This window comes from Rhizobium sp. 25PS6, from assembly GCF_032464655.1.
Classification (GTDB): domain Bacteria; phylum Pseudomonadota; class Alphaproteobacteria; order Rhizobiales; family Rhizobiaceae; genus Rhizobium; species Rhizobium laguerreae.
The window spans coordinates 78966-103993 of record NZ_JAWDIV010000026.1 but is presented as its reverse complement, the minus strand read 5'-3'; the positions used below and the strand labels follow the sequence as shown (position 1 = coordinate 103993).

At 61.5% G+C, this 25028-nt stretch carries 19 protein-coding genes; 11 read left to right on the top strand and 8 right to left on the bottom strand.

What is annotated here, in order from left to right:
• Positions 1-168: 168 nt before the first annotated feature.
• Entirely contained in the window at positions 169-1059 is an 891-nt protein-coding gene (locus RWK44_RS30180; protein ID WP_077978860.1) for a hypothetical protein, read from the top strand.
• A 2-nt stretch (positions 1060-1061) separates the two neighbouring features.
• Here RWK44_RS30180 and RWK44_RS30175 read toward each other — a convergent pair whose 3' ends face one another.
• On the bottom strand, positions 1062-1517 hold the full coding sequence (locus tag RWK44_RS30175) for a GatB/YqeY domain-containing protein (RefSeq protein WP_316029864.1): 456 nt from the start codon (positions 1515-1517) through the stop codon (positions 1062-1064).
• A gap of 273 nt (positions 1518-1790) precedes the next feature.
• Here RWK44_RS30175 and carA point away from each other — a divergent pair, with 273 nt between their 5' ends.
• Positions 1791-2996 (top strand): glutamine-hydrolyzing carbamoyl-phosphate synthase small subunit, encoded by a 1206-nt coding sequence (carA, locus tag RWK44_RS30170; RefSeq protein WP_222040474.1) that lies wholly within the window; start codon positions 1791-1793, stop codon positions 2994-2996.
• Between the two features lie 226 nt (positions 2997-3222).
• A complete protein-coding gene (locus tag RWK44_RS30165) occupies positions 3223-3543 on the top strand; it encodes an antibiotic biosynthesis monooxygenase family protein (protein ID WP_221962416.1) in 321 nt (106 codons plus the stop codon).
• A gap of 21 nt (positions 3544-3564) precedes the next feature.
• Here RWK44_RS30165 and RWK44_RS30160 read toward each other — a convergent pair whose 3' ends face one another.
• Positions 3565-4968 carry an MATE family efflux transporter gene (locus RWK44_RS30160; protein ID WP_222040423.1) on the bottom strand — a complete coding sequence of 468 codons (1404 nt, stop codon included), beginning with the start codon at positions 4966-4968 and terminating at the stop codon, positions 3565-3567.
• 142 nt (positions 4969-5110) lie between these two features.
• The gene (locus RWK44_RS30155; RefSeq protein WP_168257717.1) at positions 5111-6355 is read right to left on the bottom strand and encodes a TCR/Tet family MFS transporter; all 1245 of its coding nucleotides are present in this window, start codon (positions 6353-6355) and stop codon (positions 5111-5113) included.
• 396 nt (positions 6356-6751) lie between these two features.
• Here RWK44_RS30155 and RWK44_RS30150 point away from each other — a divergent pair, with 396 nt between their 5' ends.
• Positions 6752-7747, top strand: coding sequence for an aldo/keto reductase (locus RWK44_RS30150; protein ID WP_132610260.1), 996 nt, complete (start codon positions 6752-6754; stop codon positions 7745-7747).
• Positions 7748-7797: 50 nt separating this feature from the next.
• Here RWK44_RS30150 and ypfJ read toward each other — a convergent pair whose 3' ends face one another.
• Positions 7798-8718: a KPN_02809 family neutral zinc metallopeptidase gene (gene ypfJ / locus RWK44_RS30145; RefSeq protein ID WP_168257718.1), complete on the bottom strand. Its 921-nt coding sequence runs from the start codon at positions 8716-8718 to the stop codon at positions 7798-7800.
• A 677-nt stretch (positions 8719-9395) separates the two neighbouring features.
• Between ypfJ and carB the strand changes: the two genes are divergently transcribed.
• Positions 9396-12884: a carbamoyl-phosphate synthase large subunit gene (carB, locus tag RWK44_RS30140; RefSeq protein WP_131639574.1), complete on the top strand. Its 3489-nt coding sequence runs from the start codon at positions 9396-9398 to the stop codon at positions 12882-12884.
• A 76-nt stretch (positions 12885-12960) separates the two neighbouring features.
• Here the strand turns inward: carB and RWK44_RS30135 are convergent, their stop codons facing one another.
• The gene (locus RWK44_RS30135; protein ID WP_168284018.1) at positions 12961-14415 is read right to left on the bottom strand and encodes a UdgX family uracil-DNA binding protein; all 1455 of its coding nucleotides are present in this window, start codon (positions 14413-14415) and stop codon (positions 12961-12963) included.
• Positions 14415-15647, bottom strand: coding sequence for a putative DNA modification/repair radical SAM protein (locus tag RWK44_RS30130; RefSeq protein ID WP_221999383.1), 1233 nt, complete (start codon positions 15645-15647; stop codon positions 14415-14417). Before RWK44_RS30130 ends, RWK44_RS30135 begins: the two co-directional genes overlap by 1 nt.
• Before the next feature lie 253 nt (positions 15648-15900).
• Between RWK44_RS30130 and greA the strand changes: the two genes are divergently transcribed.
• Both greA and RWK44_RS30120 read left to right on the top strand, forming a co-directional pair.
• The gene (gene greA, locus RWK44_RS30125; protein ID WP_012758398.1) at positions 15901-16377 is read left to right on the top strand and encodes a transcription elongation factor GreA; all 477 of its coding nucleotides are present in this window, start codon (positions 15901-15903) and stop codon (positions 16375-16377) included.
• A 26-nt stretch (positions 16378-16403) separates the two neighbouring features.
• Positions 16404-17462, top strand: coding sequence for a glycosyltransferase family 4 protein (locus RWK44_RS30120; protein WP_168259103.1), 1059 nt, complete (start codon positions 16404-16406; stop codon positions 17460-17462).
• 74 nt (positions 17463-17536) lie between these two features.
• On the opposite strand, the gene RWK44_RS30115 is transcribed toward RWK44_RS30120, so the two are convergent.
• The gene (locus tag RWK44_RS30115) at positions 17537-18871 is read right to left on the bottom strand and encodes a dicarboxylate/amino acid:cation symporter (RefSeq protein WP_168284016.1); all 1335 of its coding nucleotides are present in this window, start codon (positions 18869-18871) and stop codon (positions 17537-17539) included.
• Between the two features lie 225 nt (positions 18872-19096).
• Between RWK44_RS30115 and RWK44_RS30110 the strand changes: the two genes are divergently transcribed.
• On the top strand, positions 19097-20965 hold the full coding sequence (locus RWK44_RS30110; protein ID WP_316029863.1) for a sensor histidine kinase: 1869 nt from the start codon (positions 19097-19099) through the stop codon (positions 20963-20965).
• Positions 20966-20969: 4 nt separating this feature from the next.
• A complete protein-coding gene (locus RWK44_RS30105) occupies positions 20970-22316 on the top strand; it encodes a sigma-54-dependent transcriptional regulator (RefSeq protein ID WP_077978871.1) in 1347 nt (448 codons plus the stop codon).
• Positions 22317-22348: 32 nt separating this feature from the next.
• On the opposite strand, the gene RWK44_RS30100 is transcribed toward RWK44_RS30105, so the two are convergent.
• Entirely contained in the window at positions 22349-22816 is a 468-nt protein-coding gene (locus RWK44_RS30100) for an Lrp/AsnC family transcriptional regulator (RefSeq protein WP_003541645.1), read from the bottom strand.
• Positions 22817-23045: 229 nt separating this feature from the next.
• Between RWK44_RS30100 and trxB the strand changes: the two genes are divergently transcribed.
• Both trxB and RWK44_RS30090 read left to right on the top strand, forming a co-directional pair.
• Complete coding sequence (trxB, locus tag RWK44_RS30095) at positions 23046-24020, top strand: thioredoxin-disulfide reductase (RefSeq protein ID WP_316029862.1); 975 nt, start codon at positions 23046-23048, stop codon at positions 24018-24020.
• A 22-nt stretch (positions 24021-24042) separates the two neighbouring features.
• Positions 24043-24939: a LysR family transcriptional regulator VtlR gene (locus RWK44_RS30090; RefSeq protein WP_018446649.1), complete on the top strand. Its 897-nt coding sequence runs from the start codon at positions 24043-24045 to the stop codon at positions 24937-24939.
• Positions 24940-25028 lie beyond the last annotated feature (89 nt).

Below are 25028 nucleotides of genomic sequence, written 5' to 3'. Positions count from 1 at the left end.
GGTGGAAGCAAAGAGCAAGAAGGCAGGAGCGCCCCCAGCTCCTGCCTTCTTAAATTTTTGGCTCCTTGCGACAACTCTCCCTTTGAGATTAACCGCTTATTGACAAAACCGTTGACAGGCGGCGCCTGCATGAAAGATGTATGCGCCGAACTCCCTGGACCTCTCCAAATGGCTTTTACCGCGGATAATCTTGCAGCAGACGATCGCTTTCTCGCTGCGATCCTGCATTGCGCCGATCAGATGCTCGCCATCTATCGCGAGAGCCCGCGCATCGCCTCGATCTTCGCCGCGCAGCAGCGCTGGCTGATGGCCCATGCCGGCTTCGCGCTTCATTACGGTTATTCCGACGATGGGAAGAGCGGCGGCCTCTATTCTGGGCGCTTCATCGATTTTGCGGTCAGGAACGACATCGCCAGCCGCAACACAGCCGCGGCCTTCATGCAGGAAATGCTGGCCTATCGCTTCCTGCGACCGGTCCCCGGCCCCGACAAGCGCACACGTTACCTGGAGCCCACCGAAATCGCCGAGCAGCATTTCACCCGATGGCTCGTCGCCCATATGATGATCCTCGACAGCCTCGACGGCGGCGAGCGCGCCGATCAGATCACCGCCGACCCCTCGGCGATGATGGCAGCGATCCAGCCGCTGATCGCAAGGGCGATCATAGGAAGTGAAGCAGTCCGCAATCCGGGCGCCACCTTCAACCTCTTCAACTGGGCGAATTCCGGCGGGCTGGTGATGGACTACCTGATCTCGCGCCTTCCCGAATTTCCAAGAACGGCCGACCGCGTCGTGCTCGGCCCTCTATCGCTCAGGGAAATCCGCGAACAGTTCATGATCTCCAATACCCATCTGAAGCGGCTTCTGATGCAGGCAGCGACCATGGAGAGCATTGGCTGGACGGAACCCTCCCGCAAGGGCGACTTCTGGCTGTCGGGCCACTTCATCCGCGAATATTGGAATTATCAGGCGGCGAAATTCGCCATCATCGATGCCGCCGCCGAAGCGGTGCTCGGGCCTGCGGTCCGTGACGAACCGCAGGCAAGACGTGTTATCTGAGGTTATCCGTTCAACAGTTCCTTGACGGTCGCCGACGCCTTGGCGAAATCCATCTGGCCGGCATAACGCTCCTTGAGCGCCGCCATCACCTTGCCCATGTCCTTGGCGCCCGCGGCACCCGTTTCAGTGATGATCGCCGAGACGTTGGCGCGCACTTCACTGTCCGAAAGCTGCGTCGGCATGAAATCCTGGATGACGATGATTTCGGCGCGCTCCTTGGCGGCAAGCTCCGGGCGGGAATTCTCCTCGTAGATCTTGGCCGATTCGTCGCGCTGCTTCACCATCTTGGCGAGAATCTGCAGGATCTCGTCGTCGCTCGCCTGCTCCTTGCCGGTGCCGCGATTGGCGATATCGCGGTCCTTGACCGCGGCCTGAATCAGCCGGACGGTGGAAAGCCGCTCCGCATTCTTGGCCTTCATCGCCTCTTTCAGCTGGGTGGCGAGTTGATCGCGCAGCATGGTCTTCACTCCTGTTTTGATGCCGCTTCATAAACCACGCTGATGCGGGGGATCAAATAAATTGCGCTGTCAGTGCGATAAAGCGCAGGAAAACGGCAGCAATCTCGGCTACAAAGATTGACCGCAAGCGATTGCGTGGCTATTTACCGCCACCTGCACCAAAATTCGTGATCAGGCCTGAAGCGCGCGGCATTGCCGCGTCCACACGCCTGCGAGATCAAAAGGCGGCCAGCCGCGGCAACGCGCGCACCGATCGCCGGAAACGGGATGAAGATGACCGCGACAGCACCCTGGACAATCGAAAAGCCGACCGCCCTGCTCGTTCTTGCCGACGGCACGGTCATCGAAGGCAAGGGCATCGGCGCCACCGGCAAGGTGCCGGCCGAAGTGGTCTTCAACACAGCGCTCACTGGCTATGAGGAGATCCTGACGGATCCTTCCTATCTCGGCCAGATCGTCACCTTCACCTTCCCGCATATCGGCAATATCGGCACCAATGATGAAGACATCGAGGATCTGACGCCTGCCGCCCGCCATGGCGCTGTCGGCGTCATCTTCAAGGCCGACATCACTGAGCCCTCGAACTACCGCACCGCCAAGCACCTCGACCAATGGCTGAAGGCCCGCGGCGTCATCGGCCTTTGCGGCATCGACACGCGCGCGCTGACCGCCTGGATCCGTGAGAACGGCGCTCCGAACGCGGTGATCGCCCACGATCCGAACGGCGTCTTCGACATCGAGACGCTGAAGGCCGAAGCCGAAGCCTGGAGCGGCCTCGAAGGTCTCGACCTCGCCAAGATCGCCTCCTCCGGCCAATCCTCGCAGTGGACCGAAACGCCGTGGGTGTGGAATGAAGGTTACGGTGAACTCAAGGCGGCGGACGCGAAATACCACGTCGTCTGCCTGGATTACGGCGTCAAGCGCAACATCCTGCGCCTGTTTGCCGGCCTCGACTGCAAGGTGACTGTGGTGCCGGCCGCAACGAGCGCCGAAGACGTGCTCGCCATGCAGCCGGACGGCATCTTCCTGTCGAACGGCCCGGGCGATCCCGCGGCAACCGGCGACTATGCCGTGCCTGTGATCAAGACACTGATCAAGACCGATATCCCGGTCTTCGGCATCTGCCTCGGCCACCAGATGCTGGGCCTGGCACTTGGCGCGAAGACCGAGAAGATGCATCAGGGCCATCACGGCGCCAACCACCCCGTCAAGGACCATACGACCGGCAAGGTCGAGATCGTCTCTATGAACCACGGCTTCGCGGTCGACTCGAAGTCGCTGCCGGATGGTGTTGAAGAGACTCATATTTCGCTTTTCGACGGCACCAATTGCGGCCTGCGCGTCCTCGGCAAGCAGGTCTTCTCGGTCCAGCATCATCCGGAAGCCTCTCCCGGCCCGCAGGACAGCCACTATCTCTTCCGCCGCTTTATCAACATGGTGCGCGAGAAGAAAGGCGAACCGGCGCTCGCCGAACGCTGATTTCAGGCAACACCGATTTCCGATGAAGGCCCGCTTACAGCGCCGCGCGTCTTTTCAGACGCGCTAAGGACGCTGCAACACGTTGGATTGCTGCATAATTCCTCAAATCGATTCCGATTTGAGGAATTATTCAGCGGCCGGGCCTTTTCTTTATCCGCCTATTGACCTCAGCTTAACTTGAGGAATTACAGATCTACCTGCAGACATCTGATGCAGGAGAGAATGGATGAGCGGAGCTTTCTATCGAGTCGACAAGTTCATCGTGCCGGCGGCGGCGCGAGAAGAATTTCTCGTCAAAGTGATGATGACCCACAAGCTGCTGGAAGTGCAGGACGGTTTCATCGATCACAGGGTGCTGGAGCAGGTCGCCGGTCCAGGCGAATTCAATTTCGTCACGATCGCCGAATGGGAAAATACAGAGGTCGTCGAGCGTGCGCGGGCCGCCGTCGCAGCGGCCCATAAGGCTGCCAATTTCGATCCGCAGGAAATGTTTGCGCGTCTCGGCATTCGTGCCGACATTGCCAGCTACAAGCCTGTCGCAGCCTGACGGTAGAGGCGCGCGGCCGGCTTAGGCGTGCGCCAGTTCCGCCTCCCGACGAAGAAGAAGGTAGAAGCGCGCGCAGAGCATGACGGCGGCCGCCGCCAGCCCGACGAGGAAGCCGAACCAGATGCCGATGCCGCCGAAACCCAGCGGGAAGGCAAAGGCCCAGGCGAGGAAGAAGCCGATCGGCCAGTAGGCGATCAACGCCATGATCATCGGCACGCGTGCGTCCTTGAGGCCGCGCAGCAATCCATTGGCAATCACCTGCAGCCCATCGACGAGCTGGAAAAGCCCGGCAACGACGATCAGCGGTCCGGCATAGGCAAGCACCTCGGGCGCCTCGGGCGAGTTGACGTCGAGGAACCAGCTACCGAGGAATTGCGGCATGGTGGCAAAGAGCACCGAGCCCACCGCCGAAATGGCGCAGGCGAGAACGAGCACGGTGATCGAACCGCGCACCAGCCCTTGATAATCGCCCTGCCCATGCGCGACGCCGACGCGCACCGTTGCCGCCTGGCTGAGGCCGAGTGGGATCATGAAGGCGATCGAGGCCCATTGCAGGGCTATGCCGTGGGCGGCGAGCTCGATGGTGCCAATATAGCCCATCAGCAGCGAGGCCACAGTGAACAGACTGACCTCGGCGAGGATGGTGACGCTGATCGGGAAACCGAGCCGGATGACCTCCAGCAGCGCGTGCCAGTCGGGTTTCCAGAATCGCACGAAGATCTCGTAGCGCCGCGTCTCTTCCCGCCGCTGCACGAAAGCCAGGATGAAGAGGAAGCCGGCTGTCTGCACGACGACCGAAACGATCGCCGCCCCTTCCAGCCCCATTGCCGGAAAGCCGAAATGACCTAGCACCAGGGCATAGGCGAAGATCGCATTCATCACCAGCGTGACGATGGTGACGTTGAGGATGACGCCTGCCTTGCCGATGGCACTGACAAGCGAGCGCATGACGTTGAAGAGCAGCGCCGGCAGTACGCCGAACTGACCGATCATGATATAGCCGTGGGCGAGCTTGGCCACCTCGGGCTTCTGCTGCGCAAAAAGCAGGATCTGTTCCGCATTGAAGAAGGCCGGCTGCATGATGATCCAGTATGCGATCACCACCCACAGGCCCATGCGCAGCGACCGGCGCACCGAGACGAGGTCGCCGCGGCCATAGGCCTGCGCTACCAGCGGAATGACGGCGATGGCAAAGCCCGAACCGAAGATGAGGATCGTGAAGAGGAACTGGGCCGACAGCACCATCGCCGCCAGCTGCTCGGCGCCGAGACGTCCGACGATCATCACATCGGTGGTGTGGATGCCGAGCTGAGCGAGCTGGGCGCCGATCAGCGGAATGCCGAGCGCCAGCGTGGCGCGGAAATGTGCACCCCAACGATTATCGGTTGTCGGCGCAAGCCTGCGCGCGTCGATCGGCGTGTCCATGACACCAGTCCTGTGATTGAAATATGCGTCGCCGCAGCTTGCGGCGAAATATCGTCCGGGCTTAGATCAAAGCCCTGCAAAGAACTACCCCAAATGAGGCAGATGATGAAAAATTCATCATCGCATCACCATTTCTGATCGATCAGCCCGTGGCTTCCAGCGCCTCGGCCGGCTCCCTCACCCGAACCCTTGTGAGGAATACCCCGGCGGCCAGAAGGATGAGCACGGCGGCCGTGAGATACGGCGCGCCGGCAAAAGTGACGGGCGCCTCAGGCCGGGTGAAATAGGAAAACATCTGCGTGAAGATCAGTGGCCCGACAATTGTGGTGATGCTGCTGAGGCTGGTCAGCGCGCCCTGCAGCTCGCCCTGCGCCGACGGCGGCACCTTGCCGGCAGCGATGCTGCGCAGCGGCGGGTCGGCGACGTTTTCGATGACCGTCGCGACGATGACGACGTAAACCACCCAGCCCTCCCAGGCGAAGGCATAGCCGGTCAGTCCTGCAGCTGAAAAGCAGAGGCCGAGAAGCGCGGTCTTCCATTCGCCGAGCACCGGCACGATCCGCGGCAGAACCAGTCCCATGACGAGCGCAGCACCGATGCCGTAAATGCCGAGCGACAGACCGATCTGTCCCTCGCTCCAGCCATAGCGATAGGTCGAGACGAACGCCCAGACCGAGGGATAGACGGCATGCGCCAGGAAGAACAGGAACATGACGAGGCTGACCCAGCCGATGCCGGGATAATGGCGCATCTGGCGCAACGCGCCGAGTGGATTGGCGCGTTTCCACTCGAACCGGCGGCGGTTCTTCGCCTCCAGCGTTTCCGGCAGCAGGAAGCAGGCGGCGATGAAATTGAGAAGCGACAGCGCAGCCGCGCCGAGGAAGGGCACACGCGGGCCGAATTCGCCGAGAACACCGCCAACGACGGGGCCGATGGTGAAGCCGACGCCGAAGGCGATGCCGATCAGCCCGAAATTCTTCGCGCGGTTCTCCTCCGTGCTGATATCGGCGATATAGGCCGAGCAGGTGGCGAAGCTGCCGCCGCTGATGCCGGCAAGCACGCGGCCGACGAACAGCATCCAGAAGCTGGTGGCGATGCCGCAGATGAAATTATCGATCGCGAAGGTCAGCACCGATAGAAGAAGGATCGGCCGGCGGCCGAAACGGTCGGAGAGATTTCCGAGCAGCGGCGCGAACAGGAATTGCATGCCGGCATAGACGAGCATCAGCCAGCCGCCGTCGATCGCCGCATCGCTGACGCTGCCGCCGGTCAGCTGCTCCAGATAGGCGGGCAGCACCGGCATGATGATGGCGATGCCGATAATGTCGAGGAAGAGGATGATGAAGACCAGGAAAAGGCCGCGGCGAACGAATTTCGGGTCAAGCATGAGGCATCTCTACAGCGGTTGGTCCTGAAAAGACGATCTCGTCGCCGAGAAAGTGACATAGCTCAGAAAAGAACCCGAAACAATCCGTGAACATTTCAAAGTTTTTGATAAGGCGCAACGGGAAATTTATGAGAGGCCTCAACCAATGGGCGCGTTGCCGTTCCAGCTTCAGATAATCAAGAGCCGCCCAGCGGATCGTCAGGCAATGCGTTCTCTTGCAATCGCCGCGACGGCATCCAGATCACAAGAGAGACCGTTCATTGTGCATTCCCCCGCACAGCCTGTTTGATACTCTCCGATTATCGCCCGAATGCGAAAGCGATAGAACGGCAGCATCGATGACGACGCCCGGCGCGGATGTGCGATCGCGCCGCGGCGCAAAAGAAGGAGAAGACAATGCAGACCTATCGTTTGGGAAAGACCGGACCCGATGTCTCGGCCATCGGCCTCGGCTGCATGGGCATGTCGGGCATGTACGGCCCCTCCGATCGCGCCGAAAGCATCGCGACGATCCATGCCGCACTCGATGCCGGCATCAACCTGCTCGACACCGGCGATTTCTACGGCATGGGCCATAACGAAATGCTGATCGGCGAGGCATTGAAGGGCCGCAGGCGCGAAAACGCCGTCATCAGCGTCAAGTTCGGCGGCTTGCGTGATCCCGTCGGCGGCTGGAACGGCATTGACGCCCGCCCGGTCGCGGTGAAGAACTTCCTCAGCTATACGCTGCAGCGCCTCGGCGTCGACTATATCGACATCTATCGTCCCGCCCGCCTCGATCCGAACGTGCCGATCGAGGACACGGTCGGCGCCATCGCCGACATGGTCAAGGCAGGTTATGTCAGGCATATCGGCCTGTCAGAAGTCAGCGCCGACACGATCCGCCGCGCCGCCGCTGTCGCCCCGATCGTCGACCTGCAGATCGAATATTCGCTGATCTCGCGCGGCATCGAGGAGAAGATCCTGCCGACGACACGCGAACTCGGCATCTCGATCACCGCCTACGGCGTGCTCTCGCGCGGCCTGATCAGCGGCCACTGGCAGAAGGGCCAGGGCGGAACGGCCGGCGATTTCCGCGCCTACAGCCCGCGCTTCCAGGAAGGCAATATCGAGCAGAACCTCGCTCTGGTGGAGAAGCTGCGCGAGATTGCCGAGGCAAAGAGCGTCTCTGTCGCCCAGATCGCCATCGCCTGGGTCGCCGCCAAGGGGAAGGACATCGTCCCGATCATCGGCGCTCGCCGCCGCGACCGGCTGACCGAGGCGCTCGGCTCACGCGCGGTCAACCTGTCACCGGACGATTTCGCCGTCATCGAACGCGCGGTGCCGAAAGACGCCGCCGCGGGTGGGCGTTATCCCGAGCATATGCTGCAGCACATGGACAGCGAGAAGTAAGCAAGGATAGAAGGGCGATGTGCTTTGTGCCATGCGCCCTTCATCTCTCCTCAAATCGGTCCCGAGAACGTATCACAGGCCGACAGTTGGCCGCTGTCGAAGCCGCGCTTGAACCATCTGGCCCGCTGCTCCGAGGTACCGTGATTGAAGCTTTCCGGGACGACGTAACCCTGTGACCGCTTCTGCAGCGAATCGTCGCCGATTTGCTGGGCTGCGTTCAGCGCTTCCTCCAGATCGCCTGACTCGAGCAGGCCCTTCTGCTGGGTATATTTGCCCCAGATGCCCGCAAAGCAATCGGCCTGCAGCTCGACGCGCACCGACATCTTGTTGGCGTCGGCCTCGCTCATGCGCTGGCGGGCCTGGTTGAACTTCGGCAGGATGCCGAGCAGGTTCTGCACGTGATGGCCGACCTCGTGGGCAACGACATAGGCCTCGGCGAAATCACCTGACGCGCCGAAGCGGTCGGAAAGCTCCTGGAAGAATTCGGTGTCGAGATAGAGCTTGTGGTCGCTCGGACAGTAGAACGGACCTGTTGCAGATGATGCGGAGCCGCAGGCCGATGCCGTCGCGCCAGAGAACAGCACGAGACGCGGCTCCTCGTAATTCTGGCCTTGCGCCTGGAAGATGCCCTGCCAGGTATCCTCGGTCTCGGCAAGAACGGTGCGCATGAAGGCGGTCATCTCGTCATTGGCGGGCGCGCGTGTTCCGCCGGACTGGCTCTGCTCATAGCCCGGGCCGCTCGTCGTGCCGCCGGTATCGAGCACCTGCAGCAGATCGATGCCCATCATCTTGAAGATGAAATAGATGACGACAAGGAAAATGATCGTGCCGATGCTCAAGCCCCCGCCGGCGCGGCGAACGCCGCCGCCGGAGGGAAAATTGAAGCCACCGCCGCGGCCGAAACCGCCACCGGAGGGACCGCCGCGGCGATCCTCGACATTGTCTGACTGACGTCGGCCTCTCCATTCCATTTTCGCTCTCCCCGGCAAGGCCCTGCTTGCACTCAATCTATATATCCGTCGACGGCCGGAATTCCAGCGACTTCACTCGCACCGAAAACAAACGCCTGGGTGGCCTCACTTGTTCGTTGAGCGGGGTTGCGCTGCTCCTTTCGGTCCGGCGCCTTTGTGGGCAGCGCCTGGCGGCGACTTTCCCTCCTCTTGACGCGCCAACTCCTTATCCACGGTCTCCCGCGAGCCTTCTGCCGGTTCTTTGTCTTTAGGATCTACCATTGCAGCCTCCAGTTTCTCGGCCGAGAACTTTTACGGGCGCGATATTGTTCCGGTAATTAAACGGGCGGCCCCGCATGTTCGAACCTTTCACCCACGGCCACGCCGGCTGATCTCGTCGCCTGTAACACGATCATGTTTGAGCCGCAGATATCCAGTTGGATTGGACTTGAGGAGGCACCAGAAGCCATAAACAATCTGACGCGTGACGGCGAAATCCGGGCGCTGGTCGTGTCTGACGAGAAATAGCCCTTCGCGCCCTGTTGGATTCCTGTCGATTCCGCGATTTATGGGGTTCCGTTTGCAAATACATTTGCCTATAAGCCGCTTCTAGCCTGAAAAGACCCTCCATGCGCGACCCGACCCGGTGATCTCCCACCCTGGCCGGCTTTTTGCGCAGCTAGAAATGGATATCGCCCATGCCGAAGCGCCAAGACATCAAATCGATCCTCATCATCGGCGCGGGACCGATCGTCATCGGCCAGGCTTGCGAGTTCGATTATTCCGGCACCCAGGCCTGCAAGGCGCTGAAAGAGGAAGGCTACCGCGTCATCCTCGTCAACTCCAACCCGGCGACGATCATGACCGATCCGGGCCTTGCCGACGCCACCTATGTCGAGCCGATCACCCCCGAAGTCGTCGCCAAGATCATCGCCAAGGAGCGCCCGGATGCGCTACTGCCGACCATGGGCGGCCAGACGGCGCTGAACACCGCGCTTTCGCTGAAGCGCATGGGCGTCCTCGACCGCTACAATGTAGAGATGATCGGCGCCAAGCCCGCCGCCATCGACATGGCCGAGGACCGCGCGCTGTTCCGCGAAGCAATGGCCCGCATTGGGCTGGAAACTCCGCGCTCGATGCTGGCGAACGCCACCGACATCAAGGACCTCGACCGCAAGACGCACGAGGCCGAGCGCGTCAAGCTGCGTGAAAGCCTCTCGGGATCCGACCTCGACAAGGCGCTGGACGAGCTGGAAAACCAGTGGAACCTCGGCGAGAGCGACCGCAAGCAGCGTTATATGAGCCATGCCATGGCGATTGCCGCCCAGGCGATCGACCATGTCGGCCTGCCCGCCATCATCCGCCCCTCCTTCACGCTCGGCGGCACTGGCGGCGGCATCGCCTACAACCGCTCGGAATTCTTCGAGATCGTCGGCGGCGGCCTCGATGCCTCGCCGACCACCGAAGTGCTGGTCGAGGAATCGGTGCTCGGCTGGAAGGAATATGAAATGGAGGTCGTCCGCGACAAGGCGGACAACTGCATCATCATCTGCTCGATCGAGAACATCGACCCGATGGGCGTCCATACCGGCGATTCGATTACCGTCGCGCCGGCGCTGACGCTGACGGACAAGGAATACCAGATCATGCGCAACGCCTCGATCGCGGTGCTGCGCGAGATCGGGGTCGAGACCGGCGGCTCGAACGTCCAGTTCGCCGTCAATCCAAAAGACGGCCGTCTTGTCGTCATCGAAATGAATCCGCGCGTGTCGCGCTCGTCGGCGCTCGCCTCCAAGGCCACCGGCTTCCCGATCGCCAAGATCGCCGCCAAGCTGGCGATCGGCTATACGCTCGACGAACTGGATAACGACATCACCGGCGGCGCAACGCCTGCCTCCTTCGAACCGTCGATCGACTACGTCGTCACCAAGATCCCACGTTTCGCCTTTGAAAAATTCCCCGGCGCCTCACCGGTGCTGACGACCGCGATGAAATCGGTCGGCGAAGTCATGGCGATCGGCCGCACCTTCGCCGAATCGCTGCAGAAGGCGCTGCGCGGCCTCGAAACCGGCCTGACCGGCCTCGACGAAATCGAGATCCCCGGCTTTGAAGAGGGCGAATCCAGCCAGAACGCCATCCGCGCTGCAATCGGCACACCGACGCCCGATCGCCTGCGCATGGTCGCCCAGGCGCTGCGCCAGGGCATGAGCGAAGCCGAAGTCCACGAAGGCTGCAAGATCGATCCCTGGTTCATCGCCGAGCTCAAGAATATCGTCGAGATGGAAGCCCGGATCCGCGAGCACGGCCTGCCGGATGATGCCGCCAACCTGCGCATGTTGAAGGCCATGGGCTTTTCCGACGCGCGCCTGGCGACGCTGACCGGCAAGCGCCCGAAGGAAGTCGCCGAATTCCGCAACAGCCTGAACGTCCGCCCCGTCTTCAAGCGCATCGATACCTGTGCGGCCGAATTCGCGTCGCCGACCGCCTACATGTATTCGACCTATGAGACGCCTTTCGTCGGCGCCGCCCGCTCCGAGGCTGAAGTGTCCGACCGCAAGAAGGTCGTCATCCTCGGCGGCGGTCCGAACCGTATCGGCCAGGGCATCGAGTTCGACTATTGCTGCTGCCACGCTGCCTTCGCGTTGAAGGATGCGGGTTATGAAGCGATCATGATCAACTGCAATCCGGAAACCGTCTCGACCGATTACGATACGTCGGACCGTCTCTATTTCGAGCCGCTGACGGCCGAGGACGTGATCGAGATCCTGCGGGCAGAACAGGAAAAGGGCGAAGTCGTCGGCGTCATCGTCCAGTTCGGCGGCCAGACGCCGCTGAAGCTTGCCGAGGCGCTGGAAAAGAACGGCATCCCGATCCTCGGCACTGCACCTGACATGATCGACCTTGCCGAGGACCGCGACCGCTTCCAGAAGCTGTTGATGAAGCTCGACCTCAACCAGCCGAACAACGGTATCGCCTATTCGGTCGAGCAGGCCCGCATGGTCGCCACCGAAATCGGCTTCCCGCTGGTCGTGCGTCCCTCTTACGTGCTCGGCGGCCGCGCCATGCAGATCCTTCATTCGGAAGGCCAGCTGCAGAGCTACCTGCTCGATACCGTGCCTGAACTGGTACCTGAGGACATCAAGCAGCGCTATCCCAACGACAAGACCGGCCAGATCAACACTTTGCTCGGCAAGAACCCGCTGCTCTTCGACAGCTATCTCAGCCACGCCATCGAAGTCGATGTCGACTGCCTCTCGGACGGCACCGACGTCTATGTCGCCGGCATCATGGAGCATATCGAGGAAGCCGGCATCCATTCCGGCGACAGCGCCTGCTCGCTGCCACCGCGCACGCTCTCCAACGAGATGCTCGACGAGCTGGAGCGCCAGGCCAAGGCCATGGCCAAAGCCCTCAATGTCGGCGGCCTGATGAACGTCCAGTTCGCCATCAAGGACGATGTCGTCTACGTGCTCGAAGTCAATCCGCGCGCCTCGCGCACCGTGCCTTTCGTCGCCAAGACCATCGGTGCGCCAATTGCCAAGATCGCCGCCCGCGTCATGGCCGGCGAGAAACTCGATGCGACCTTCGCCGCCTATGGGCAAAAGCCCGATCCGCGCAAGCTGAAGCACATCGCCGTCAAGGAAGCCGTCTTCCCCTTCGCCCGTTTCCCCGGCGTCGACACGCTGCTCGGCCCGGAAATGCGCTCGACGGGTGAAGTCATCGGCCTCGATACCGATTTTGCGCTGGCCTTTGCCAAGTCGCAGCTCGGCGCCGGCGTCGAGCTGCCGCGTGACGGGACGGTCTTTGTCTCCGTCCGCGACGCGGACAAGCCGCGCGTGTTGCCGGCGATCCGCATCCTCGTCGAGCAGGGCTTCAAAGTGCTGGCGACCGGCGGCACCGCCCGCTTCCTCGCCGAAAACGGTATCACCGCCACCAAGATCAACAAGGTGCTCGAAGGCCGCCCGCACATCGAGGACGCGATCCGCAACCGCCAGGTCCAGCTCGTCATCAACACCACCGATGGCAACAAGGCGATCTCGGACTCCAAGTCGCTGCGCCGTGCGACGCTGATGCAGAAGGTGCCCTACTACACGACCATGGCAGGCGCCGAGGCCGCCGCCCAGGCGATCAAGGCGCTGAAGGCAGGCAATCTCGAAGTGCGACCGCTGCAGAGCTATTTCGCCTGAGATACGGAACGCCATCGCTCGATCAGCGATGGTACCAGCCTTGCCATTGGGCATCACCGGCGACTTCTGAATCAGTTTATGCAACTGCCAGCATAAGGCGCTGAACTGTCAGCATATCTTCGCGAAATCGTGCCAGCTCATCCGCTTTCAACTGCTCATCGGGAATACGCAGCAGATAAGACGGATGCACTGTCACGAAGAGCGTGCGCCTTTCGTCGATCGCGATCGCCTTGCCCCTGACATCCTGCAGCCGCTGCTTCGTATCGGTCAGCGCTGCAAGCGCCGTCGCCCCCATGGCAACGACCAGCTTCGGCTTGACCAGCGCCATCTCCAGATCGAGCCACCAGCGGCAATGCTTCACCTCTCCCATATTGGGCTTCTGATGGATGCGACGCTTGCCGCGCGGCTCATATTTGAAATGCTTGACGGCATTGGTGACGTAAAGCGTCGAGCGGTCGATGCCCGCTTCAGTGATCACCTGGTCCAGCAGCCTGCCGGCGGGACCGACGAAGGGGCGCCCTGATATATCCTCTTGGTCGCCCGGCTGCTCGCCGACGAACATCACCTCTGCATCGCCCGGTCCCTCACCGAAAACGGTTTGCGTGGCCTTTGCATGAAGCGGGCAGCGGGTGCAGGCGGCAGCTTCCGCTCGCAGTGCTTCCAGCGTGCCCGCCGGCGCTTCGGGTTCAGCTGGAATGCTGCGCGCGGCTTCCTGCAGGCGATCGTGAAAAGGCAACGACTGGGTCGCCTCCCGTGCGGCCATGGCCCGCACCTTGCTCTCCGCCGATGCGATCAGCCCAGGGATGAGATCGGCTTCCGGCAGATTCTTCCAGTATTTTTTCGGCATCTCCGCCTGCATCGCCTTCAGCTTCAACCGCGCCGGATTGAAAATGCTGGCGTAGTAGGTGCGCCAAAGGTCATCGGTAGCATCGGTGAGATTGGGTTTTTCGCACGGTTCGTCGCTCATCGTCAGCCGCTCGCCGTCCCAGGCGGCCGACCCCTTGGGCGTCGCAATCAGCCAGTCCATGTCGGTGAACCGCCGTTGGAAGAAGGGCGCTGTGCGCCTGACGATATGGTGATCCGGCTCGAACCAGGCGAGGAATTTTCGACGGCCTGCCGACACCGCACCAACCTCCTTGAAGCGGACGAAGGCCGTCATCTTGTGCGCGTCGCGCCGAACGTTTTTCGCCATCAGCCTGGCACGGGCGACGTCCTCGTCGGAGGTCACTTCAAGCAATTGCCGGTCGAGTTGCAGCCGCCAGAGCAGACGGTAAAGCAGGGAAAAGCGCGCCGGGTCGGAATGGCAGAGAACTGTCTCTGCCAGCTCGATGAAGGTGGGCGGCACTGTCATCGGCTTGCGTGCTGCGGCAGACGCAGGCGGCATGGCGTCGTGTTGAAACGCAAAACCCGGCTCAGCGCGTTTTTCGCGCCACTCGATCTCCTCCGGCAGGATGCCGGCGACCGCGAAGGCGCGCGCGGCGTCACGCCATTCGGCAAGCTCCCCGCGTCCTGCCAGCACGACCCGGCGCATCACAGCAACGACAATTGTTCGGGTTGCGGTTCGAACATAGCGCGAAGGTCGGGGCGGTCGATCAATCGGCGCGGCGACCAGCCTTCCGCCGAGATGAAGGACTGAACCTTCTTGATCGAAACGCCGAGCCGCTGGAGATCGTCGAGCCGCAACCGGCGAAAACGCCGCGCCGAAACGATCGATTTGACTGTCTTGGTGCCGAGACCGGGCACACGCAGCAACCGCTCGCGCTCGGCCTTGTTGATATCGACGGGAAATTCGGCCCGGTTGGCGAGCGCCCAGGCAAGTTTGGGATCGAGGCTGAGATCGAGCATGCCTCCCGCCTGGTTCGCGGTGATCTCGTCGATGCCGAAACCGTAGAATCGATAGAGCCAGTCGGCCTGATAGAGCCGGTGCTCGCGCATCAACGGCGGCTTGATTAGCGGCAGATTTTTCGACGAGTCCGGGATCGGGCTGAAGGCGGAATAATAGACGCGCTTCAGGCCGTAGCTGCTGTAAAGCCGGCCGCTGGTCGCAAGGATCGTTGCGTCGTTCGCGCCATCGGCGCCGACGATCATTTGCGTGCTCTGACCGGCCGGCACAAAACGCTGACGCTTCTTCGTCCTGAGCGTCGGTTCGCCCGCGGCCTCGATCTTCAGCCTCAGATCCCCCATCGATCGCCTGATATTGGCAGGCTGCTTTTCCGGTGCAAAGCGTGTGATGCCGTTATCCGTCGGCAATTCGATATTCAGCGACAGCCTGTCTGCATGAAGCCCCGCTTCCTCGATCAGACGCGGTGAGGCCTCAGGGATAGACTTCAGATGGATATAGCCGCGGAAATTGTGGCTCACACGCAGTTCGCGAACGATGCGGACCATCTCTTCCATCGTGTAATCGGACGACCGAATGATGCCAGAGGAAAGGAACAGCCCTTCGATATAGTTGCGGCGGTAGAATTCCAGTGTCAGCCAGATGACCTCCTCCGGTGTAAAGCGCGCCCGTTCGACATTGCTCGACGAGCGATTGACGCAATAGGCACAGTCGTAGACGCAGAAATTGGTCAGCAGTATTTTCAGAAGCGAAATGCACCGCCCGTCCGGGGCATAGGCATGACAGATGCCGGATCCCTCGGTCGAACCGAGCCCGCCGCTTCCCCGGGAATCACGTTTCACCGTGCCGCTGGAAGCGCAGGAAGCGTCATATTTCGCGGCATCGGAAAGGATGGCCAAGCGTTCTGTGAGCGACTTCTTCATTAGTATGTTCACTATATGTTCTTATAGGTAGAGTCAATCAAGGCGATGTGATTTCTGCCCATTTTCAAGCCGCACCTCCCGATATCGGGGCGGGCCGCGTTTCTTTTATGCGAATTTTCTGGAAATCGGCCTTGGCGATCTGCTATAAGCGTCCGACTAAGATTGTGGCACGGTTCCGAAGCTCCCCTTCGGGACCTGTTTTCTTTTGTGTTCGCCGCTGATTGTGCGGATACGAGGATTGAAGGACAGAAAAATGGTTGAAAAGGTACCGATGACACCGGGCGGTTTCGTCAAGCTGCAGGAAGAGCTGCGCTGGCGTCAGCAGGAGGAGCGCCCTCGAATCATCGAGGCGATCGCCGAAGCCCGTGCCCATGGCGACCTTTCCGAAAACGCCGAATACCACGCCGCCAAGGAAGCTCAGAGCCATAATGAAGGCCGCATCAGCGAGCTGGAAGACCTGACGGCGCGCGCCGAGGTCATCGACCTCACCAAGATGTCGGGCGACAAGATCAAGTTCGGCGCCAAGGTGAAGCTCATCGACGAGGACACCGACGAAGAAAAGACCTACCAGATCGTCGGCGACCAGGAAGCCGACGTCAAGGCCGGCCGCATCTCCATCTCTTCGCCGATCGCCCGTGCTCTGATCGGCAAGGAAGTCGGCGATTCCATCGAGGTCAATGCGCCCGGCGGCTCCAAGGCCTACGAAATCCTTCAGGTTTCCTGGGGCTGATCGCCCGCCAGCCGCGAGACCCTCCCTTGCCGGATATTCGTGACGTCGAGATCATCGCGCCCAATTTCAAGCGCCGGCTCTCCGGCGTCACGTCGACCATCGTCCAGCTCATCCCGTGCCAGATACGGCTCGGCATCAAGATCGCGACACTCGGCCCCGGCCTGCCGGAGGACCTGCCGAAACTTAAGGGACGGCAGCTCCTCGGCCTCTGGCGCCCGCCGGCGCGCCGGCGCCAGCGTGTCTGGCACGCCCGCCGCAACAACGAGATGGCCGTCGGCATCCTGCTGCGCCATCTGTTGCGTATGCCGCTGAAGCTTCTCTTCACCTCGGCCGCGCAACGCCGCCACACCGCCTATACGAAATGGCTGATCCGTCGCATGGACGCCGTCATCGCGACCAGCGATCGATCCGGCTCGTTCCTCGACGTGCCGCACGCGGTGATCCAGCACGGCGTCGATCTTGCCTTGTTCCATCCGCCGGAAACTGCGGAGGACGGCATCGCCGCCACCGGCCTGCCGGGCCGCCATCTCATCGGCTGCTTCGGCCGCGTGCGCCATCAGAAGGGCACCGATCTTTTCGTCCAGGCGATGATCGAACTGCTGCCGCAGCACCCCGAGTGGACGGCGGTCGTCTCCGGCCGGGTGACGGCTGAGCACACGACATTTGGCGACAAACTTAAAACGGATGTCGCGGCCGCCGGGCTCAGCGACCGTATCCTCTTCCTCGGCGAAGTGCCTGACATCAAAGTCTGGTATCGCCGCCTGACGCTTTACGTCGCCCCTTCCCGCAACGAGGGTTTCGGCCTGACGCCGCTCGAAGCCATGGCCTCGCGCACGGCGGTGGTGGCATCGGACGCCGGCGCCTATGCCGAGCTCATCGTGACGGGTGAGACGGGCTCGGTCGTCGCTGGCGGCGATGGCGAGGCGCTGACGCGGGCAATCGCGCCCTATATCGCAGATCCCGCTCTGGCGATCGCGCATGGCGAGAATGCGCTGCGACATGTCAGGGCGAATTTTGCGCTGGAGAAGGAAGCAAGTGCGATCGGCGCCGTTTACAACAGCCTTCTCGGCGGCAACCGCGGCTAAAGCGGAAAAGAAAAACGGCCCGCCGGATAGCGGGCCGTTTCAGGAATTTTAGGACTGCGGGACAGTGCGGTCAGTTATTCAGCCGGCTGAAGCCCGGCGGCGGGAGCACTCTCGCCGGTCTGGCCGCCCAGTGCGGCGGCGAGCTGCACCGTGTCCAGCTCGTTTTCCCAACGTGCCACGACGATCGTCGCAACCGCATTGCCGACGAGGTTGGTCAGTGCCCGGCATTCCGACATGAAGCGGTCGATGCCGAGGATGAGCGCCATGCCGGCGACAGGCACGGATGGCACCACGGAGAGCGTCGCGGCAAGCGTGATGAAACCGGCGCCGGTGATGCCTGCGGCACCCTTGGAGCTCAGCATCGCCACCAGCAGCAGCAGGATCTGGTCACCCCAGGAAAGCTGAATGCCGGTTGCCTGGGCAATGAACAGCGCTGCCAGCGTCATGTAGATATTGGTGCCGTCAAGATTGAAGGAATAACCTGTGGGGATGACGAGGCCGACGACCGAGCGCTTGCAGCCGGCCTTTTCCATCTTGTTCATCAGTCCCGGAAGTGCTGCCTCCGAAGACGAGGTACCGAGGACCAGCAGCAGCTCTTCCTTGATGTAGCGCAGCAGCGCCACGATCGAGAAGCCGTTGTAGCGGGCGACTGCGCCGAGAACGATGAAGACGAAGAGCAGAGACGTGACGTAGAAGGTGCCGATCAGCATGGCGAGGTTGGCGATCGACCCGACGCCGTACTTGCCGATGGTGAATGCCATGGCGCCGAAGGCGCCGATCGGGGCAGCCTTCATGAGGATGGCGACGAGCTTGAACACGGGCGCCGTCAGGGCATTGAGGAAGTTGACGACCGGTTCGCTCTTTTCGCCGACCATGGCGAGTGCGATGCCGAAGAGCACCGAGAAGAACAACACCTGCAGAATGTCGCCATCGGCAAAAGCGCCGACAATCGTCGTCGGAATGATGTTGGTCAGGAAGCCAACGATGCTCTGCTCATGCGCTTTCGCGGCAAAAGTGGCAACGGCGGCCGGATCCAGCGAGGCCGGATCGATGTTCATGCCGGCGCCGGGCTGAACGACATTGGCGACGATCAGGCCAATGATGAGCGCCAATGTCGAGAATGTCAGGAAATAGAGCATTGCCTTGCCAGCGACGCGGCCGACCTTCTGCAGATCGCTCATGCCGGCAATGCCGGTCGCAACCGTGAGAAAGATGACCGGCGCGATGATCATCTTGACGAGCTTGATGAAGGCATCGCCGAGCGGCTTCAGCTGGGTGCCGAATTCGGGATAGAAATGCCCGAGCAGGATACCGGCGGCGATGGCGGCGAGAACCTGAACGTATAGATGGGTATAAAAGGGCTTCTTGCCCTTGCTGCCTGCGACTGCGTCGAGTGATGCTGCGATCATGATGTCCTCCTAATGGCTCGTCCGGAACGAACTCCGGCCTCCCGAGCCGTTCGCTTAAAGTCCAACAGCTCAGCCGTTGTTGCCACGTTCTTCGCAATCGCCGTGCCAGTTTTGCACCGACAAAGTAACATATTGAATTCATTATAAAAAAAATTACGGAGCTTCTGATGCCTCATTAAGCAATGCGGAAATCCGCACAAATCCATTTGCGTTTCGTGCAGAAAAATGCACAAATCCGCCATGTCCGTGTCGCAGAAATTGTGGCCTTCCCTGCCCCTGAAGCACCGCATCCGGCGGATGTGGTGGGTCTATGCCGTGCTCGCCCTCCTCGCTGTCGTCGCAAGCCTTTGGGCCAGCGGCGAGATCGGTCGGCACCGGGCGGAGGCTGCTCTCGAGGAACAGGCCCGCATGGATGCGAGGCTGAATGCTGCATTGCTGCGCACGGTTCTCGAAAAATATCGGGCGCTTCCCTTCGTGCTGTCGCAGGACGCGGCACTCGCCGCCGCACTAGCAGGAAACGATGCCGGCGCGTTCGAGCGGCTCAGTCAGAAGCTGGAAAATTTGGCGGCGGGCACGAAGGCCGCCGTCATCTATGTCATCGACAAGGACGGCATGGCGGTTTCGGCCAGCAACTGGCGCGAGCCGACGAGTTTCGTCGGCAACGACTATCGTTTCCGCGAGTATTTTCAGGGGGCGGTCGACCGAGGACAGGCCGAGCACTTCGCGCTCGGCACGGTCAGCAAGAAGCCGGGCCTCTATATCTCCCAGCGGATTTCGGGCAGCAGTGGCCTGCTGGGCGTCGTCGTGATCAAGGTCGAATTCGACGACGTCGAGGCGGATTGGAATGCCTCGGGCACCCCTTCCTATGTCGTTGACGAGCGCGGCATTGTCCTCATCACCAGTATTCCGTCTTGGCGGTTCATGACGATCGGCCGGATCGCCGAAGACCGGCTGACGGCGATCCGCGAAAGCCTTCAATTCGGCGATGCGCCGCTTCAACCCCTGCCGCTCGACATGGTCCGAAACCTCGGTGACGGGCTCGATGTCGTCGCGATCGTCATGCCCGGCGATGCCGGGAAAACCAGGTTTCTCGATGTCGCAACGTCGGTGCCGGCGACCGGCTGGCATTTGCAGCATCTCGTCGCACTCGGACCATCCGTCGATGCGGGGATTCGTGAAGCCCGCATGCTGGCATTGCTGATACTCCTGCCGCTACTGGCCGGAGCAGCCTTCCTCTTGCGCCGCCGCCATGTGATCACCCTGCGGATCTCCAGCGAACAGCAGGCGCGGGAGGAACTGGAACGGCGCGTCGCCGAGCGGACGCTGGATCTCAGCCAGGCGCGGGACCGGCTGCAGGCTGAAATCATCGGCCACAAGAGCACGGAGCAGAAATTGCAGGCCGTGCAACAGGATCTGGTGCAGGCCAACCGGCTGGCCATCCTGGGTCAGGTGGCCGCCGGCGTTGCCCATGAGATCAACCAGCCGGTCGCGACCATTCGTGCCTATGCCGATAACGCCCGCACCTTCCTCGATCGCGGCCAGACGGCGCCTGCCGGCGAAAATCTCGAAAGCATCGCGGCGCTAACGGAGCGCATAGGTTCGATCACCGAGGAGCTGAAGACCTTTGCCCGCAAAGGCCGCGGCAGCGCCGAACCAACCGGATTGAAGGACGTCATCGAGGGCGCGGTGATGCTGTTGCGCAGCCGGTTTGCCGGCCGCATGGATACGCTCGACATCGACCTGCCGCCCGACGAACTGCAGGTGATGGGAAACCGGATTCGTCTCGAGCAGGTGCTCATCAACCTGCTTCAAAACGCCCTCGAGGCGGTGGCGCCGAAGGCCGGAGAGGGTCGCGTCGAGGTCAGAACATCCACCGATGCAGGGATGATAACGGTGACGGTCGCCGACAACGGTCCCGGCATCCCGCCGGAAATCCGCAAGGGCTTGTTCACGCCGTTCAACACCTCGAAGGAAAGCGGCCTCGGCCTCGGCCTGGTGATCTCCAAGGATATCATCGGCGACTATGGCGGCCGGATGGAGGTTTTAAGCGACAGCGGCGGTACCCGGTTCATCGTTCAGCTGAGGAAGGCTTGAGGTCATGAACACACTGATGCCTGTTGCGCTGATCGACGACGACAAGGACCTTCGCCGCGCCACCGCCCAGACGCTCGAACTCGCCGGATTTTCCGTTTCCGCCTATGACGGTGCGAAAGCCGCGCTGGCGGATCTGCCGGCGGACTTTGCCGGCCCCGTCGTCACCGATATCCGCATGCCGGAGATCGACGGACTGCAGCTCTTCGCCACGCTTCAGGGCATGGATGTCGACCTGCCGGTGATCTTGATGACCGGCCACGGCGACATTCCCATGGCCGTTCAGGCGATCCAGGACGGCGCCTATGATTTCATCGCCAAGCCCTTCGCAGCCGATCGGCTGGTCCAGAGCGTGCGTCGCGCAAGCGAGAAGCGGCGGCTTGTTCTGGAGAACCGCATGCTGCGGAAGGCAGCCGAAGATGCGCAGGAGAATTTGCCGCTGATCGGCCAGACGCCTGTCATGGAAAACCTCAGAAAGATTCTTCGCCATATCGCCGATACCGATGTGGACGTGCTCGTCGCCGGCGAAACGGGCAGCGGCAAGGAAGTGGTTGCCCAGCTCTTGCATCAGTGGAGCCACCGCAGGAAGGGCAATTTCGTGGCGCTAAACTGTGGCGCCCTGCCCGAAACCGTCATCGAAAGCGAACTGTTCGGCCACGAGGCCGGCGCCTTTACCGGCGCCCAGAAGCGCCGCACGGGCCGCATCGAACATGCAAGCGGCGGCACGCTTTTCCTCGACGAGATCGAAAGCATGCCGGCCGCCACCCAGGTCAAGATGCTGAGGGTGCTGGAGATGCGTGAGATCACGCCGCTTGGCACCAATGAGGTGCGTCCGGTCGATCTTCGCGTCGTCGCGGCGGCCAAGATCGACCTTGGGGATCCCGCGGTGCGCGGCGATTTTCGTGAGGATCTCTATTACAGGCTGAATGTCGTGACGATCTCCATTCCGCCGCTGAGAGAACGCCGCGACGATATTCCGCTGCTGTTTTCCCACTTCGCCGCTCGCGCCGCCGAGCGCTTCCGTCGCGATGTCCCGCCGCTTTCACCGGATGTGCGGCGGCATCTCGCCTCGCACCCATGGCCGGGCAATGTCCGCGAACTCTCGCATTATGCCGAACGCGTGGTGCTTGGCGTGGAAGGCGGAGGAACGGCAGCGGTCGCTCCGCAGCCGACGGATGCGACGCTTCCCGAACGGCTGGAGCGCTACGAGGCGGAGATCATTCGCGACGCGCTGTCGGCCAATGGCGGCGACGTCCGCCGCACCATCGAGGCGCTCGGCATTCCGAGAAAGACGTTTTACGACAAACTCCAGCGCCACGGAATAAATCGGGGAGGCTATATATCACGCAAGTAATTGGCGATGGCGTTTGCTCTACCGAGGTGGTGTTAGACCTCCACCAGTCCCAGCTTCTTCACCTGCCGGATCGTCAACATGGTGCGCACGGTATCGACATGTTCGTTCGCCGTCAGTACCTCAATGACGAAATCCTGGAAACGTGTGAGGTTCTCCGCCACGCAATGCAGCAGGAAATCGCTGTCGCCGGAGACCATCCAGGCTTGGCGCACCAGCGGCCATTCGGCGGTGGCGGCGGCGAAGGCCTTGAGATTGCCTTCCGACTGGTGCTTGAGGCCGACCATGCAGAAAGCGACGAGGTCGAAGCCGAGCTTCGGGCTGTTCAGCATCGCGTGATAGCCCTCGATGATGCCGGCTTCCTCGAGCTTGCGCACCCGGCGCAGGCAAGGCGGCGCCGAGATGCCGACCCGATCGGCAAGCTCCACATTGGTCATGCGGCCATCGGCCTGCAGCTCCCGGAGGATCTTTATATCGATGACGTCGAGTTCCGCACGACCCACATCATTGCCTTTCTTTAATTCTCCGCGGGGAGCTTCTATATAAAGCCGCGGAATACGCAAGAAAGTTTCACGCCGATGACGGATTCTTGCACATCGGGCGATTTGCCTTGTTGGTAACGCAAGGCTGCCCTTGAATAAAAGCATTGGACGTTCATAAATGGCGCAGGGACGCGAAACGGCCGCAATCGCTATCTAGCCGCCGCCCTCCTGCCAGTCGAAAGGAAATGACATGCCCGCCCGCCATACCAAGGTGCTCATCATCGGTTCCGGACCTGCAGGCTATACTGCCGCGGTCTATGCCGCGCGCGCCATGCTGAAACCGGTTTTGATCGCCGGTCTCGAACAGGGCGGCCAGTTGATGATCACCACCGATGTCGAGAACTATCCGGGCTTTGCCGATCCGATCCAGGGTCCCTGGTTGATGGAACAGATGCTGCAGCAGGCAAAACATGTCGGCGCTGAGATCGTCAACGACCTCGTGACCGAAGTCGACCTGAACCAGCGCCCCTTCGTCGCCCGCACCGACAGCGGCCAGGTCTGGACCGCCGATACGCTGATCATTGCCACCGGCGCCAAGGCCAAATGGCTCGGCATCGAGAGCGAGCAGCATTTCCAGGGCTTCGGCGTTTCGGCCTGCGCCACTTGCGACGGTTTCTTCTATCGCAACAAGGATGTGATCGTGGTTGGCGGCGGCAACAGCGCCGTCGAGGAGGCGCTCTATCTCTCCAACATCGCCAAGTCGGTCACGTTAGTGCACCGCCGCGACTTCTTCCGAGCCGAGAAGATCCTGCAGGAACGCCTGTTCTCCAAGGACAATATCAAGGTTCTATGGAATACCGAAGTGGCTGAGATTACCGGCACGCCGGCCAAGCCGCCGATGCCGCAATCCGTATCCGGGGCGCGCCTGCGCGACGTCAGAACCGGCACGATCACCGAGATGGTGATCGATGGCGTCTTCGTCGCTATCGGCCATGCGCCCGCCACCGAGCTCTTCAAGGACAAGCTGAAGCTGAAGGATAATGGTTATCTCTGGACCGCGCCGGATTCGACTGCGACGAGCCTGGACGGCGTCTATGCCGCGGGCGATGTGACGGATGATACGTTCCGCCAGGCGATCACTGCCGCCGGGCTGGGGTGCATGGCTGCACTTGAAGCCGAGCGATATCTGACGGGCCACATGCCCGTCGCCGTGGCCGCGGAGTAAGATCGGCATGAGGGGTGGGGGAATGCCATTGGATTGGGACAAGCTGCGTATTTTTCACGCAGCTGCCGAGGCGGGTTCGTTCACGCATGCGGCGGATAAACTGCATCTGTCCCAATCCGCCATCAGCCGCCAGGTCAGCGCGCTGGAGCAGGATGTCGGCACCAAGCTGTTTCACCGCCATGCACGCGGCCTGATTCTGACGGAACAGGGCGAGCTGCTTTACCGCACCGCCCATGACGTGCTGCTGAAGCTCGAAACCGTGAAGATGCAGCTCACCGAGACGACCGAGACGCCATCCGGCAAGCTGCGCGTCACCACGACGGTCGGCCTCGGCCAGGGCTGGCTGACCGACAAGATCCAGGAATTCCTGCAGCTCTATCCCGATGTGCAGATCCAGCTGATCCTCGACAATGAGGAAGTGGATGTGAACATGCGTCATGCCGACTGCGCGATCCGCCTGCGCCAGCCACAGCAATCCGACCTCATCCAGCGCAAACTCTTCACCGTGCACATGCACGTCTATGCGGCCCCGTCCTACATCAATCGCCACGGCGAGCCGCAGAAGGTCGAGGATCTCGACAATCACCGCATCATCACCTTCGGCGAGCCGGCACCGAGTTACCTGCTCGATGTCAACTGGCTTGAGGTCGCCGGCCGCTCGTCCGACAACAAGCGTATTCCGCATCTGCAGATCAACAGCCAGACCTCGATCAAGCGCGCCGCCCTGCTCGGCATCGGCGTCGCCTGCCTGCCGGATTACATCGTCGGCCGCGACCCAGGCTTGATTCAGCTGGCAATCAATGCCGACGTCCCTTCCTTCGACACCTATTTCTGCTATCCCGACGAGATCAAGAACGCCGCCAAACTGAAGGCCTTCCGCGATTTTATCGTCAGCAAGGCCAGAAACTGGAACTTTTGAGCCCGGTTTTATTGATGAATTGCCGACTATGCAGAACGTGCATGACTGGCATGCACAAATGAGGGTTGCCGTTTGCCCAATAAACCACC